Below are 14,578 nucleotides of genomic sequence, written 5' to 3'. Positions count from 1 at the left end.
CAAAAGTATGTATAAAGTAATTTTCACATTAGTATTAGCAGTCGCATCATTTATGGGACTTCACGCTCAGGAATTTCAAGGAATGGCAGTTTACGAATCGAAAACAAGTACTTCCGATTTTAAAACGCGAATGGAAGGCAATAAGGAGATGACTCCGGATATGCAAAAAATGATAGAGGAAAGAATGAAGAAAATGTTCGAAAAGACGTTTATTCTTAATTTTGATAAATCGGCATCGATATACAAAGAAGAAGAAAAATTAGATACTCCCGGTCAAGGTGGTGGCGGAATGAGAATGATGATGTCTATGACCGGAGGTGGCGGAACGTATTATAAAAACGTAAAAGAGAAATCATATACTGTTGATAAAGAGTTCATGGGGAAAGAGTTTCTTGTAAAAGATTCGTTGCCTAATTTAAAATGGAAAATGGAAGGTGAAACCCGTGTTATTGGTGGTTACAATTGCTTCAAGGCAACTGCTGTGCGTCTTGCAAGTAAAACCGATTTTAGAAATTTCAGACCAAAAAAAGAAGATGCCGCAACTGCAAAACAAGCCGATGCTACTAAGAAAACTAATCTTATGGATGAGTTGGACATGCCGAAAGAAACTATAATTACAGCTTGGTATACGCCGGAAATCCCAGTGAATCAAGGGCCGGAGAACTATTGGGGATTACCAGGTTTGATATTGGAAGTAAATGACGGTAAAACGGTTATTTTATGTTCGAAAGTAGTTTTGAATCCTAAAGTTAAAACCGAAATAAAAGCGTCAACGAAAGGAAAAGTTACTACTCAGAAAGAATTTGACGAAACCGTATTGAAAAAAATGGAAGAGTTCAGAGAGATGAATCAAGGACGTGGCGGAAATGGCGGAATGCGAATGAGAATTGGAGGATAAAAATAAGCCAAATCAGAGTTTAAAATCAATACTATAGATTTCATCCATAATTTCTAAATGAAAAATACAATACTAATTGCCCTCTTTTTTATTACCTCATTTTCCTTTGCACAATCCGTTAAATTAGAAGGCCTCATAACCGATTCAAAAACAGTTGGACTTGAAATGGCCAATGTAATGGCAGTAAATAAAGCCACAAAAGCAATGGATTCTTACGCCATAACAAATGATAAAGGAAAATTTCTTCTTAATCTAAAACCAAATACTGCATATAGCTTAAAAATCAGTTATTTGGGAATGCAGAATAAAGAGTTGGAAATTACCACAACTTCAGAAAACAGCATTAAAAATATTGCCCTTGAAGAAGGCGGAATCGAATTGGATGGAGTTGAAATTGTTCGGGAAATGCCGGTTTCGATAAAAGGAGATACTATTGTTTATAATGCCGATTCCTTTAAATCCGGAACAGAACGAAAACTGGAAGATATTCTCAAAAAATTACCCGGAGTTGAGGTCAACGCTGATGGCGAAATTGAAGTCGAAGGGAAAAAAGTGTCCAAATTAATGGTGGAAGGAAAAGATTTTTTTGATGGTGATACGAAGTTAGGGGTCAAAAATATTCCAGCTGATGCCATTGATAAAATCCAAGTGTTGCGCAACTACAGCGAAATTGGCGCACTAAAAGGAGTGGAGAACAATCAGGATAATGTTGCGATGAATATCAAATTGAAATCAGGAAAGAAAAATTTCTGGTTTGGAGATATGACCGCAGGAATAGGAGTTGCACACGAGGAAAGCCGCTATTTGATAAACCCAAAATTGTTCTATTACAGTCCGAAATACAGCATCAATTTAATTACGAATTTCAATAATATTGGGGAATTGCCGTTGACAGTTCAGGATTATTTTAAATTCACGGGTGGTTTTAGAGGCATGATGCAAAAAGGTGGTTCCAGTTTTAATGTGTCCTCGAATGATCTAGGGATTTCACTTTTAAGGAATAATCGCGCCAAGGAAATTGAGACTAAATTTGGAGCTACAAACTTTTCATACAATGTAAACAAAGCGTGGACTTTAAGCGGTTTTGGGATTCTTTCTTCTTCTGAAACAGATTTAGAAACAAAGTCACAAACGAATATTTTACAGCCTAATTCTTCTGAAATTCTTTCTACAGAGAATCGTCAGGAAACTGCAAGTCAAAAAAGTAATTTGGGATTATTTAAATTGAGTTCCAGTTATAAACCCAGTGCTAGGTTTCAATTTGATTATGATGTTTTAACCAAATTGTCTAAACTAGACGAGAATAATTCACTGTTAAGAGAATCTATTGTCAACAGTAATTCGAATACAGAAAACATCAATACGTTAAAAAAACAAGATCCAATTTCGGTAAATCAAAACCTGAGTTTGTATTATACGCAAAGCGATAAAAATATTTTTGCTTTCGAAATGCAACATTTGTACCAAGAGGAAGATCCTTTTTACAATGCTAATTTACAATCGCAACCGTTTAATTTAGCCGATTATATTGCTGGGCAAAACAGAAATAACATCAACCAAAGTCGTTTTGTGAAAACCAGTAAGATTGACGCTAAATTGGATTATTATTACATGGTTACCCCAAAAAGCAACATCAATGTTACGTTAGGAAATACCTATTCCCATCAAAATTTCAACTCTAATATTTTTCAGATATTGGATAACGAAACAGTCAATAATTTAGATGATATTGCCAATACAAATGATGTAAATTACAATTTTAATGATACGTTTTTAGGATTGCATTATAAGATTTTGAGCGGAAAATTCACGTTTACACCAGGAGTAAGTCTGCATAGTTATAACATGACTAATGGACAATTAGGAACCAGTAACAGTCAAAATTTCTTCAGAGCATTACCTGATTTCTTGGCTATTTACCAAATCAAGAAAGCGGAAACATTAACCTACAATTTTTCGTATATCAATAATTTTACGGACATCAATCAACTTGCTGAAGGATTTGTTTTCTCTAATTACAACAGTTTGACTAAAGGAAACCGACTTTTGGAAAACGCTACCGCACAAGTGCATTCCTTGCGCTACTTTAAATACAACATGTTTAATTTTGAAAATATTACTGCTTTTGCCACGTATTCGAAAAGAGTCGATGCGATAAAAACCAGAGCAGTTTTCAACGGAGTTAATCAAACGTCATCTCCTTTTAATTCTGATTTTGCTGATGAAACTTTGTCAGGAAATGGTTCGTACGGCCGTTCTTTTTTGAAGAATTACAAAGCATCTTTAGGAGCTAATTTGAATTGGTCAAAATTCAATAACATTCAGAATAATGTGTTGTCAACAAACGAGAGTTTTACCCAAAGCTATACTTTGAAAGCGTCAACAAATTACAAGAATATGCCTAATTTAGAGTTGGGATATAATATTGTAACTAACGATTATAATAATACTACTTTTTACACCGAAAAACCTTTTGCGAGACTGGATTATTTCTTTTTAAAGAGTTTCTCTTTCGTTGCTGAATATGAGTTTTATCATTATTATAACAATACGAAAACGGTCAATAATGAATATGATTTCTTGAGCGCCAGTTTGATTTATCAAAAGAAAGGCAGCAAGTTAGAATATAAAGTAAGCGGAACTAATTTATTGAACACAACCTCATTAAATGACGATAATTTCAGCCAGTTTGCCACCAGAACTTCGCAATATACTGTTCAGCCACGCTATGTAATTTTCTCTTTAAAGTATAATTTGTAGGAGCTATTCCTGCTGTACATTTCAATCTTTCTTCAGCAAAGGATTTCTATTTCCTCCCGAGACTTCGGGAAGGGCTAAAAAAAAACCCGCAATCCAATTGAATTGCGGGTTTTAGATATAATTTTTTTAGATGATTACAATCCAAAAGCAGTTTTAACTTGGTCAACAAAATCTAATTTTTCCCAAGTAAACAATTCAACAGTAACTGTTTTTTCGTTTCCACCTGGAGCAGAAAAAGTTTTAGTAACCGTTTCTGGAGTACGTCCCATGTGCCCGTAAGCAGCAGTTTCGCTATAGATTGGGTTTCTTAATTTTAAACGTTGCTCGATAAAGTAAGGACGCATATCAAAAATAGCTTCTACTTTTTTAGCAATTTCACCATTGGTCAAATTCACTTTTGAAGTACCATAAGTATCAATAAAAATACCCATTGGTTTAGCCACACCAATTGCGTAAGAAACCTGTACTAAAATCTCGTCAGCAACACCAGCTGCAACTAAGTTTTTAGCGATATGACGTGTAGCATAAGCAGCACTTCTGTCTACTTTACTTGGGTCTTTTCCAGAGAATGCACCACCACCGTGAGCACCTTTTCCACCGTAAGTATCCACAATAATTTTTCTTCCTGTCAATCCAGTATCTCCGTGTGGTCCTCCAATTACGAATTTCCCAGTTGGATTAATATGGTATTGGATTGCATCATTGAATAAATGAGCATGTGTTGGATTTTTTGCAATAATCCTTGGAATCAATATTTCAACAATGTCTTTTTTGATTTTTGCAAGCATTGTAGCTTCTTCGTCAAAATCATCATGTTGTGTTGAGATTACAATAGCATCAATACGAGTTGGCTTATTGTCATCGCTGTATTCTAAAGTTACTTGAGATTTAGCATCCGGACGCAAATAAGTAATTTCGTTATTTTCACGTCTTAAAATAGCCAATTCTTGCAATAATTTATGAGATAAATCAAGTGCCAATGGCATGTAATTTTCCGTTTCATTAGTAGCATAACCAAACATCATTCCTTGGTCACCAGCACCTTGCTCTTCAGGATTTTTTCTGTCAACACCTTGATTAATGTCAGCAGATTGTTCGTGAATAGCAGAAAGAATTCCACAAGAATTAGCTTCAAACATGTATTCGCTTTTTGTGTAACCAATTTTCTTGATTACATCACGAGCGATTTGTTGCACGTCTAAATATGTATTTGATTTTACTTCACCAGCCAAAATTACCTGGCCAGTAGTTACTAAAGTTTCGCAAGCTACTTTTGAGTCAGCATCAAATGCCAAAAAATTATCAATTAATGCATCCGAAATTTGATCTGCAATTTTGTCTGGATGTCCTTCGCTTACAGATTCTGACGTAAATAAATAGGCCATAATAATTATTATTTTAAAATTAAGCGAGAAAAAATAATTGCTGAAAAGGACTAAAGAAGAGTTTCTGCTTTAGCATTTTTTCTACTGAAAAATTTTCAGTATCCATAATGAATTGATTTCATTATGAAGAGGTTGCAATCAGTTCAAATTTTTCCTCTTGTATTCGGGTGCAAATGTATGAAACCATTTTGAATTGCAAATTAATCTTAACTTTTTTTTGCTTATAAATCTTTTCATCTACTTATATAAATACAAAACGGAATCTTTGGTTCATTTTTCTTTGTATTTTTTTTAAAACTTATTTGGAAAATTCAGAAATAGTTAGCATATTTGTTACAACAAAAAAAAAACATGAAATTTAATGTGTGTAATATGTCAAAAGCCATTCAGGAAAAGTCCTGTGGGTCGTGTATTGCTTAAATTTAAATTAAAATTTATATAGCAAAAGCCTCCCAAGAAAATGGGAGGCTTTTTTTTTGAACTCTATTTAGCTGAAAATAAAACAATATTAATCATAGAATGAATAACCTGAAAATCCATAATACAAATAATTTTAAAGTCAAAAATATGATTTGCGCCAATGCCATTATGTGCGTTCGTGTCTGTTGATTCCAAAAGTATAAGTTATAACACAACTTAAAAAACCCTTTTGGATACGCATCTAAAAGGGTTTTTTTATTCAGATTAGTTAATAAGCATAGAGAATTTCAGAATTCAAAAATAATTTAAAACAAAACTAACATCATAAATTAAAAGATTATGAGCACATCAAAACATTTTCCAAAGACATTTCAGTTACTAAAAAGCTTTAGTTTCAGAACCAAAACAAAAAAGGAAATCGATTCAAAAAATGAATTGACTAATCCAAGATTTGAAATTTCAAAAAATGATCCTTTGGCACAAAAAATAGTGCCGAGTTCATTGCTGTTTCAAATGTATTCAAAAGAAAATGAAGAACTTTTTATTTAAAAAAGTGATGGTTGTTTTAGCTTTTGAATCTTTGATGGTAAATCTCAAATTATGATTTCGACGAAAGATAAAACCCTAATGTGGTGTTTTCTCTTTCGTCGGGATAATAATTATGCGTGCGATTTTTTCAAGTCAATTTGCAATAAATCAATTAGAACCAATTTGATAAAAATTTGGTTGTTTAAAAAAATAGTGGTTAATTTGTGCCTTTAAGTTCAAAAACGTATTGAAATGTTATAAAGAAAGGCAGAGGGATTAGACCCGATGAAGCCTTAGCAACCCTTCGATTTATCGAAGAAGGTGCTGCATTCTACCTTTATTCTGTCCCGAAGCCTCGGGATATTTCAAATCTAAAGGAAAGATAACACAAAGAATTCTTCTAGTTCACTTCTAGCTTTCTTTCTAATATTTCCAGACACAAATCAAAAATCATAAAAGATTTGAAATTGGAAAATAAACCAACATCTATTACCGTACAAAATTTTACCACCGAAAGTGGGGCTTTTTACCCTGCCTTAAACTTAAGTTTTCAAGTTTTTGGACCGGCTTTACATACCGCTCCAATCGTTTTGGTAAATCATGCATTGACCGGAAATTCCCAAGTTGTGGGAGACAAAGGTTGGTGGAATGATTTAATTGGTGCACACAAAACCATCGATACTAATACATATACAATACTGGCTTTTAATGTTCCGGGAAATGGTTTTGATGATGCCGTTATTGAAAATTATTCGGATTTTACTACCAGAGATATAGCCAGAATTTTTATTGAAGGCATTCATTTTCTTAAAATCAAACAGCTTTATGCTATTATTGGTGGTTCTGTTGGCGGAGGAATTGCTTGGGAATTGGTTGCTTTAGAACCAAAAATCACACAACATTTAATTCCTATTGCAACCGATTGGAAATCGACAGATTGGTTAATTGCCAATTGTTTTTTGCAGGAGCAAATTCTAAAGAATTCTTCAAAACCTATTGAAGATGCTCGAATTCATGCGATGCTTTGCTACCGAACTCCAGAATCTTTTACTGCAAAATTCCAGAGAACTACTAATGAGGAATTAGCCATTTTCAATGTAGAAAGCTGGCTGGATCATCATGGTAAAAAACTTCAAAAACGTTTTCAAATTTCGTCTTATAAAATGATGAATCAATTATTGAAGACGATAGATATTACTAGAAATAGCTCTTCATTCGAAGAAATAACGTCAAAAATTGAAGCTGATATTCATATCATCGGAATCAATTCAGACTTGTTTTTTACTGCAAATGAAAATAAAGCAACTTACAAGAAATTAAAAAAATATAAAAATAATGTCACCTATCAGGAAATAGTTTCCATTCACGGACACGACGCTTTTTTGATAGAATACAAACAATTACACAATTTGCTTCAGGATATATTCTAAGCCAAAAAAACACAACACAATGAAAATATTAAAATTTGGAGGTAAATCTTTATCGAATGGCGACGGAATAAATAAAGTAGTTGCAATTATTACCGACAAAGTAAATCAAGGAGAAGAAATTGCAATTGTAGTATCGGCACGTGGAAATGCTACAGATGAATTAGAAGAAATTTTAGGTATTGCTTCTAAAAACGGAGATTACAAACCGCTTTTTGAGAACTTTAAAAAATACCAACAAGATGATTACCAAGAGGTAGATTTATCTGAGGAATTCAATGTTTTGGAAAAATTATTCGAAGGCGTAAGCTTAATTGGCGATTACAGTAATAAAATTAAAGACCAGATTTTATCAAAAGGGGAATTGCTTTCTGCAAAATTACTGACGGCTATTTTAGTTGAAAATGGCATAAATGCCCGTTTTGCCGATACTCGAGAATTGATAAAAACTGATTCTAAATTTGGTGATGCGCAACCTTTGGAACAAATTTCAAAGAAAAATGTCATCAATTATTTCAAACAAAATAACGGAACTACCGTGAATATTGTTACCGGTTTCATTGGTTCTAATAACAATAATGACACGACCACTTTAGGAAGAAACGGTAGTAATTATACCGCTTCACTGATTGCGAATTACTTAAATGCTGACGAATTACAGAATTATACACACGTTGACGGAATTTATACCGCAAATCCTGAATTGGTGCTTGATGCTAAGAAAATCGACCATTTGACTTTTAACGAGGCGAATGAGTTGGCTAATTTTGGAGCAACAATTCTTCATGCAAAAACCATTATTCCTTTGTTGGAAAAAAACATTCCGCTTCGTATTTTGAACACATTCAACCACGAAAATAAAGGAACATTAATCACATCCAATTCTAATAAGGAAGGAATTAAAACACTTTCGGTACTTGAAAATGTATCATTAGTTAATCTGGAAGGAAGAGGGTTACTGGGGAAAACTGGCGTTGATGCCCGTATTTTTAGAGTGATGGGCGACAATGATATCAGCGTAAGCATCATTTCTCAAGGTTCTTCAGAAAGAGGAATTGGTTTGGTCGTTGCCGCTGATAAAGCGACTAAAGCAATGATTGAATTAGAAAAAGAATTCGAAAATGATTTCTATTCAAAGGATGTGAATAAAATAACGGTTACTGATAATGTTTCGGTGATTTCTATCATTGGCCAGGATTTAAGCACGTTTCACAAGCCATATACAGCTTTGATAAAAAATAAAATTGTCCCGATTCTTTTCAATAATACCGTTACCGGTAAAAATGTGAGTTTGGTTGTGAAAAAATCGCAACTGAACAAAGCCTTAAACGTGATTCACGGAGAGATTTTTGGAGTTTCAAAGAAAATCAATATCGCTATTTTCGGACATGGATTAGTAGGTGGAACTTTGATTAACCAAATATTGGAATCGGCAGCAACCATCGAAAAAAGAAAAGACATTAAGTTGAATGTTTTTGCTATTGCCAATTCAAGTAATGTACTTTTAAATAAAAACGGTGTTACTCCAAACTGGAAAAATGAAATCCAAAATAATGGCTTTTCTTATACTATCGATGATGTAATTGCTTACGCGAATGAGCATCACTTAGAGAATTTGATTGCGATTGATAACACGGCAAGTGCCACATTTGTTGAAAATTACATTCCTTTGGCAGAAAGTAGTTTCGATTTGATATCGTCTAATAAAGTGGCCAATACGTTAAGTTATAGTTTTTATAAAAAACTACGAAAAGTATTAGCAGATAATCAAAAGAGTTATCTTTATGAAACCAATGTTGGAGCGGGGTTACCGTTAATAGATACGATCAAATTATTACACCTTTCAGGAGAAAACATCACTAAAATTAAAGGTGTTTTCTCTGGAACATTGAGTTATTTATTCAATAATTTTTCTGCTAAAGACGCGCCGTTTAGTGAAATATTGAAAGAAGCAATTGATAACGGTTATACCGAGCCAGATCCAAGAGAAGATTTATGTGGGAATGATGTAGGTCGAAAATTATTGATTTTGGCAAGAGAATTAGACTTGCAAAATGAGTTTGAAGAAATTGATATTCAAAATTTAATTCCAGAGCATTTGAGAGAAGGTGAAGTTTCTGATTTTCTAAATAAACTGACGGAGTTTGATCCAATCTATGCTAAAATAAAAGCGGAACAAAAACCAAATCACGTGTTGCGATACATAGGTGAATTATCAGGCGATTTGCAAAATGATAAAGGAAATCTGGAAGTGAAACTGGTTTCTGTACCATCAGATACGGCTTTAGGCGGATTGAAGGGTTCTGATTCTTTCTTCGAAATTTACACAGAATCGTATGGAGACCGACCTATCGTGATTCAAGGCGCAGGAGCAGGATCAGCAGTAACGGCAAGAGGCGTTTTTGGGGATATTTTGAGATTATCAGATAAAGGGTAAAGATTTAAGATTGTGGATTAACGATTTTTGATTTCAGATGTAAAAAACAAAAATCCGAGTTTTTGCGATAGCAAATCCGTTTTATCCGCGTCTGAACAAATATAATTAATTAAAAAAGGGACAGCCTCCAGTCTTGGCTCCCTTTTCGCCGTGGCGAAAGGGTTGGGGAGGGGATTAATATGAAAATTACACTAAACAGAGTAAACGACAATTTCCACTTTGAATTAAAAAATGAAAGAGGACACATTGTAAATGTAGATAGCCGACCAGAATTTGGCGGAGACGATAAAGGTCCAAGTCCAATGGAATTAGTATTGATGGGTGTTGCGGGTTGTAGCGCTATTGATATGATTTCGATTTTAAAAAAACAACGTCAGGAAATCACTTCTTTCAAAGCCGAGGTTGAAGGGGAACGTGTACAAGTAGGAGAAGCGAAACCATTCAAGGATATTACAGTAGTATTCTTTTTGGAAGGTCCTATTAATGAAGAAAAAGCAGCGAGGGCAGCACAACTTTCTTTCGAAAAATACTGTTCGGTTTCTAAAACATTAGAACCAACAGCGACTATTATTTATAAAGTAGTTCTGAACAATAAACCATTAGACAAAAACTAAAAAGACATAAGATGCCATACGTAAATTTAAAATTTGTAAAAGAGCAGGTAAACAAAGAACAAAAAAAATTATTAGTCGATGGTGTAATGGATATCATTGCTGATTTGATGGGACGAAATAGAGACTTAACAGTAATTACAATAGATGAGTTAGACCCCGAAAATTGGATTGTTGGAGGAAAGTCATTGGAAGAGACGCAAAATAATCATGGAAAGGTTTCGTATGTTAATATCAAAATTTCCAAAGGAACAAGTAATCCAGTCGAAATGACTTCGGTAATTGAGGCCGGAAAAAAATTAGTGCAAAACGTATTGGGCAGCAATGACTTAACCAATTTTTTCATAATTGAAGAGTTGAATCCAGATGGTTGGGGTTTTGACGGAATTTCAATGACCGTTAGAAACGAATTAGAAAAACAATTGGAGAATTAGAAAATTTTAAAGACATACTTACACGGCTAAAAAAAAAACCTTGCCGGCGCTGTAAAAACAAAAAATTATATCTTTAAGAAATAGAGTGTTGCATTTGTATCCCAACAACTTTAAACTTTAAATTAAAAAATAAAATGAACGAACAAGAATTTGGTTTTGAAACCCAAGCCATACGTACTCAATTAGAAAGAACACAATTTCAAGAACATTCCGTGCCTTTATACTTAACCTCTAGTTTTGTATTTGAAGATGCCGAAGATATGAGAGCTTCTTTTGCTGAGGAGAAAGATCGAAATATTTATAGCCGATACAGCAATCCAAATACCAACGAATTTATAGAGAAAATTTGTAAAATGGAAGGTGCTGAATCGGGATTTGCTTTTGCCTCAGGAATGGCGGCTGTGTATTCAACTTTGGCGGCTTTGTTGAACTCCGGAGACCATATTGTTTCGGCAAGTAGTGTTTTTGGAGCGACACATTCATTGTTTATTAATTATTTTCCAAAATGGGGAATTGAAACATCGTATTTTGACATCGATAAGCCTGAAACCATTGAAAGTTTCATAAAACCTAATACAAAGATACTTTTTGCAGAATCTCCAACCAATCCAGCGGTAGATATTATCGATTTGGAACTGTTAGGTGCTATTGCCAAAAAGCATGATTTGATTTTGATTATTGACAACTGTTTTGCGACACCTTATTTACAACAACCGATAAAATGGGGGGCAAATTTGGTAGTGCATTCAGCTACAAAATTAATAGATGGTCAAGGTAGAGTTTTGGGTGGAATTACCGTTGGAGACGCTGAATTGATTCAAAAAATCTATTTGTTTTCTCGACTTACCGGTCCTTCCTTATCTCCATTTAATGCTTGGGTATTATCAAAAAGTTTAGAAACTTTAGCGATTCGTTTAGATAGACATTGTGAAAATGCCTTGAAAGTGGCTGAGTTTTTGGAAGGCCATCCCCAGGTTAATAAAGTGAAGTATCCTTTTTTGAAATCGCATCCGCAATATGAAATTGCCAAAAAGCAAATGAAATTAGGCGGTAACATCGTTGCATTTGAAATAAAAGGCGGAATAGAAGAAGGAAGAGCATTTTTGGATAAAATAAAATTATGTTCGTTGTCTCCAAATTTAGGTGATACGAGAACGATTGTAACGCATCCGGCATCAACAACACATAGTAAATTAACTGTTGAGGAACGTTTGGCGGTGAGTATTACAGATGGTTTGGTGCGTGTTTCTGTAGGATTGGAAACCGTGAAAGATGTGATTGCCGATTTAGAGCAGGCACTTTCGTAAGGATTTTTGATTGCAGATTAACGATTTTTGATTGCAGATTAACTACAAATTAGAAATCGTTAATCTTCATTCACTATTCTTAAATCAAAAAGTATATTTTTGTTGTTACAATATAAAAAGAATGTTGATTTCAGATAGCTTTGAAATCTGCAATCAAAAATCGTTAATCTTCAATTTTATATCTTTTAAATGCTTTCAAAAAAAACAAAATACGGAATCAAAGCATTGACTTTTTTGGCACGCCAGAAAGATCAAACACCGATACAAATTGCTGAAATAGCGAAGAGTGAACATATTTCGATTAAGTTTTTGGAAAGTATTTTACTACTGTTACGCCATTCTGGTTTTTTAGGAGCCAAAAAAGGAAAGGGCGGAGGCTATTATCTGATAAAAGACCCTAAGGAAATAAATATGGCCCATGTCTATCGAATTCTCGAAGGGCCAATTGCATTACTTCCTTGTGCCAGCCACAATTTTTATGAGCCATGTGACGACTGTACGGATGAGGCCACTTGTGCAGTTCGTAAACTAATGACAGAAGTTCGCGACAATACGCTTATGATATTGGAAAACAATACACTGGCTGATATTGCATTTTAGACAATAAATCGCAAAAAATTTTTTGTAGTTAAGTTAAAAGTTTTACTTTTGCACAGTAATCTACTATTCCGATAGGGTAATGGATTTAAATAATAAAAAACAGTTGAATTATAAAAGCATGAACAAAGAATTGAAACAGGTTAATGTCAATGTAAAATCGGGAAATACTTTCGCGGAGCGTTTATGGGTTGTAATTCCTGTTGTTTTGCTGATAGGGTTGTTTTCGACATTAGTTTACAATCATTATGCTGAGTTTTCTTGGAATGGTTTTTTGGCTGGTTTTAATCAGGAATTTTTAATCTTTTTCTGTATCGGGATTTTTGCGCAATTAGTGGATGGAACTTTAGGAATGGGTTATGGAGCAACTTCTACTTCTTTTTTATTGGCGTATGGAATTCCGCCCGCAATCAGCAGTACAGGAGTTCACGTTGCTGAAATGTTTACTACTGGAGCTTCAGCAATTTCTCATCATCGATTTGGGAATATTAATAAAAAACTAGTGAGGCATTTGTTAATTCCGGGTGTTTTAGGTTCTATTGCCGGTGCTTATTTACTGTCGGATGTGATTGACGGAGATGCGATTAAACCATTTATAGCCGTATATATGATTGCGCTGGCCATTATAATTATTAGAAAAGCATTGAAAAAAAATATCATTAAAAAGAAAACTAAAAAATTAGGTGTTTTGGCTTCTTTTGGAGGTTTTATGGATGCTGTCGGTGGTGGCGGATGGGGACCAATTGTGACTTCAACTTTACTTGGAAACGGCAGAAATCCAAGATATACTATAGGTTCTGTAAATGCAGCCGAGTTTGCAGTAGCTTTTGCCAGTGGTGTAACATTTATGCTTTTTGGAGGAATACAAGGATGGCAAGTGATTATAGGGTTGATTTTAGGTGGTGTGATTGCCGCTCCAATTGCCGCTATTTTAGTCAATAAAATAAAGAGAAAACCTATGATGATTTTGGTAGGGATTTTAATTATTGTTTTGAGTTTAAAAACACTGTCTAAATTATTATAAATAGAAACGAAATTATGAGCATAGCAATAACCAATACTTTATTAGAAAAAACAAAGGATTTTTCACTTGAAGAAACACTTTCGTTTTTAGCTAATGAATTCAAAGATAAAGTAGTTTTCTCTACTTCTTTTGGGCAGGAAGATCAGGTGATTACGGCTTTGATTGGTCAAAATGATTTACCAATTACCATTTTTACATTGGACACAGGGAGATTATTTCAAGAGACGTATGACGTTTTTCATAAGACATTGAAAAAGTATAAAAAGGAAATTAAAGTTTATTTTCCGGAAGCTTCTGAAGTTGAAAATTTGTTAAATCAAAAAGGACCAAATAGCTTTTACGAATCGGTGGAGAATAGAAAAGAATGTTGTTTCATTCGAAAAGTAGCACCGTTGACTAAAGCTTTAAAAGGAAATGAAATTTGGATTACCGGTTTGAGAGCCGAGCAATCGGAAAATAGAAATGATCTGGCAGCTTTTGAATATGATGCTCATTTCAATATCATAAAATTCAATCCATTATTAAAATGGACTTTGAAAGAAGTGGAGGATTATTTAGAAAAAAATAATGTGCCACAAAACGCTTTACATAAAAAAGGGTTTGTAAGCATTGGTTGTGCGCCTTGTACAAGAGCTATAGCCGAAGGCGAGGATATCAGAGCAGGAAGATGGTCATGGGAATCAAGTCATAAAGAATGTGGTTTACACCAAAAATAAAAAGTTTAATCGTTTATCTGTTTGGTCGTTTAAC

At 34.0% G+C, this 14,578-nt stretch carries 12 protein-coding genes and 1 riboswitch; of the genes, 11 read left to right on the top strand and 1 reads right to left on the bottom strand.

The window, feature by feature from the left end; genetic code table 11:
• Positions 1 to 7: 7 nt before the first annotated feature.
• The gene (locus QLS31_RS08535; RefSeq protein ID WP_282743507.1) at positions 8 to 898 is read left to right on the top strand and encodes a GLPGLI family protein; all 891 of its coding nucleotides are present in this window, start codon (positions 8 to 10) and stop codon (positions 896 to 898) included.
• 57 nt (positions 899 to 955) lie between these two features.
• Entirely contained in the window at positions 956 to 3,658 is a 2,703-nt protein-coding gene (locus QLS31_RS08530; RefSeq protein WP_282743506.1) for a carboxypeptidase-like regulatory domain-containing protein, read from the top strand.
• Between the two features lie 134 nt (positions 3,659 to 3,792).
• On the opposite strand, the gene metK is transcribed toward QLS31_RS08530, so the two are convergent.
• Complete coding sequence (gene metK, locus QLS31_RS08525) at positions 3,793 to 5,043, bottom strand: methionine adenosyltransferase (protein WP_121340876.1); 1,251 nt, start codon at positions 5,041 to 5,043, stop codon at positions 3,793 to 3,795.
• A 759-nt stretch (positions 5,044 to 5,802) separates the two neighbouring features.
• Here metK and QLS31_RS08520 point away from each other — a divergent pair.
• The 9 genes from QLS31_RS08520 to QLS31_RS08480 all read left to right on the top strand — a co-directional run bounded on the left by QLS31_RS08520 (position 5,803) and on the right by QLS31_RS08480 (position 14,544).
• Positions 5,803 to 6,012: a hypothetical protein gene (locus QLS31_RS08520; RefSeq protein ID WP_282713117.1), complete on the top strand. Its 210-nt coding sequence runs from the start codon at positions 5,803 to 5,805 to the stop codon at positions 6,010 to 6,012.
• A 231-nt stretch (positions 6,013 to 6,243) separates the two neighbouring features.
• A riboswitch (SAM riboswitch) is annotated at positions 6,244 to 6,380 on the top strand.
• Between the two features lie 78 nt (positions 6,381 to 6,458).
• Positions 6,459 to 7,421: an alpha/beta fold hydrolase gene (locus QLS31_RS08515; protein ID WP_282743505.1), complete on the top strand. Its 963-nt coding sequence runs from the start codon at positions 6,459 to 6,461 to the stop codon at positions 7,419 to 7,421.
• Between the two features lie 19 nt (positions 7,422 to 7,440).
• Positions 7,441 to 9,855 (top strand): bifunctional aspartate kinase/homoserine dehydrogenase I, encoded by a 2,415-nt coding sequence (gene thrA / locus QLS31_RS08510; protein WP_282743504.1) that lies wholly within the window; start codon positions 7,441 to 7,443, stop codon positions 9,853 to 9,855.
• A 179-nt stretch (positions 9,856 to 10,034) separates the two neighbouring features.
• Positions 10,035 to 10,469: an OsmC family protein gene (locus tag QLS31_RS08505; RefSeq protein ID WP_282743502.1), complete on the top strand. Its 435-nt coding sequence runs from the start codon at positions 10,035 to 10,037 to the stop codon at positions 10,467 to 10,469.
• 11 nt (positions 10,470 to 10,480) lie between these two features.
• Positions 10,481 to 10,900 carry a tautomerase family protein gene (locus QLS31_RS08500; protein WP_282743501.1) on the top strand — a complete coding sequence of 140 codons (420 nt, stop codon included), beginning with the start codon at positions 10,481 to 10,483 and terminating at the stop codon, positions 10,898 to 10,900.
• Between the two features lie 134 nt (positions 10,901 to 11,034).
• Positions 11,035 to 12,207, top strand: coding sequence for an aminotransferase class I/II-fold pyridoxal phosphate-dependent enzyme (locus QLS31_RS08495; RefSeq protein ID WP_282743500.1), 1,173 nt, complete (start codon positions 11,035 to 11,037; stop codon positions 12,205 to 12,207).
• 189 nt (positions 12,208 to 12,396) lie between these two features.
• Positions 12,397 to 12,807: an Rrf2 family transcriptional regulator gene (locus QLS31_RS08490; RefSeq protein WP_099713589.1), complete on the top strand. Its 411-nt coding sequence runs from the start codon at positions 12,397 to 12,399 to the stop codon at positions 12,805 to 12,807.
• A gap of 118 nt (positions 12,808 to 12,925) precedes the next feature.
• A complete protein-coding gene (locus tag QLS31_RS08485; RefSeq protein WP_099716196.1) occupies positions 12,926 to 13,828 on the top strand; it encodes a sulfite exporter TauE/SafE family protein in 903 nt (300 codons plus the stop codon).
• Positions 13,829 to 13,842: 14 nt separating this feature from the next.
• Positions 13,843 to 14,544, top strand: coding sequence for a phosphoadenylyl-sulfate reductase (locus tag QLS31_RS08480; RefSeq protein ID WP_282743499.1), 702 nt, complete (start codon positions 13,843 to 13,845; stop codon positions 14,542 to 14,544).
• Positions 14,545 to 14,578 lie beyond the last annotated feature (34 nt).

The organism is Flavobacterium sp. XS2P24, from assembly GCF_030010285.1.
Taxonomy (GTDB): Bacteria; Bacteroidota; Bacteroidia; order Flavobacteriales; family Flavobacteriaceae; genus Flavobacterium; species Flavobacterium algoritolerans.
Note: the sequence above shows the minus strand (reverse complement) of the source record. Positions and strands in the feature narration are given on the sequence as shown.

Bases quoted from the DNA above. Each gene is read 5' to 3' on its own strand.
- QLS31_RS08480 (WP_282743499.1), top strand. From the start codon at position 13,843: ATGAGCATAGCAATAACCAATACTTTATTAGAAAAAACAAAGGATTTT.
- QLS31_RS08530 (WP_282743506.1), top strand. From the start codon at position 956: ATGAAAAATACAATACTAATTGCCCTCTTTTTTATTACCTCATTTTCC.
- QLS31_RS08485 (WP_099716196.1), top strand. From the start codon at position 12,926: ATGAACAAAGAATTGAAACAGGTTAATGTCAATGTAAAATCGGGAAAT.
- QLS31_RS08490 (WP_099713589.1), top strand. From the start codon at position 12,397: ATGCTTTCAAAAAAAACAAAATACGGAATCAAAGCATTGACTTTTTTG.
- QLS31_RS08505 (WP_282743502.1), top strand. From the start codon at position 10,035: ATGAAAATTACACTAAACAGAGTAAACGACAATTTCCACTTTGAATTA.
- QLS31_RS08520 (WP_282713117.1), top strand. From the start codon at position 5,803: ATGAGCACATCAAAACATTTTCCAAAGACATTTCAGTTACTAAAAAGC.
- QLS31_RS08495 (WP_282743500.1), top strand. From the start codon at position 11,035: ATGAACGAACAAGAATTTGGTTTTGAAACCCAAGCCATACGTACTCAA.
- thrA (WP_282743504.1), top strand. From the start codon at position 7,441: ATGAAAATATTAAAATTTGGAGGTAAATCTTTATCGAATGGCGACGGA.
- metK (WP_121340876.1), bottom strand. From the start codon at position 5,043: ATGGCCTATTTATTTACGTCAGAATCTGTAAGCGAAGGACATCCAGAC.
- QLS31_RS08500 (WP_282743501.1), top strand. From the start codon at position 10,481: ATGCCATACGTAAATTTAAAATTTGTAAAAGAGCAGGTAAACAAAGAA.
- QLS31_RS08535 (WP_282743507.1), top strand. From the start codon at position 8: ATGTATAAAGTAATTTTCACATTAGTATTAGCAGTCGCATCATTTATG.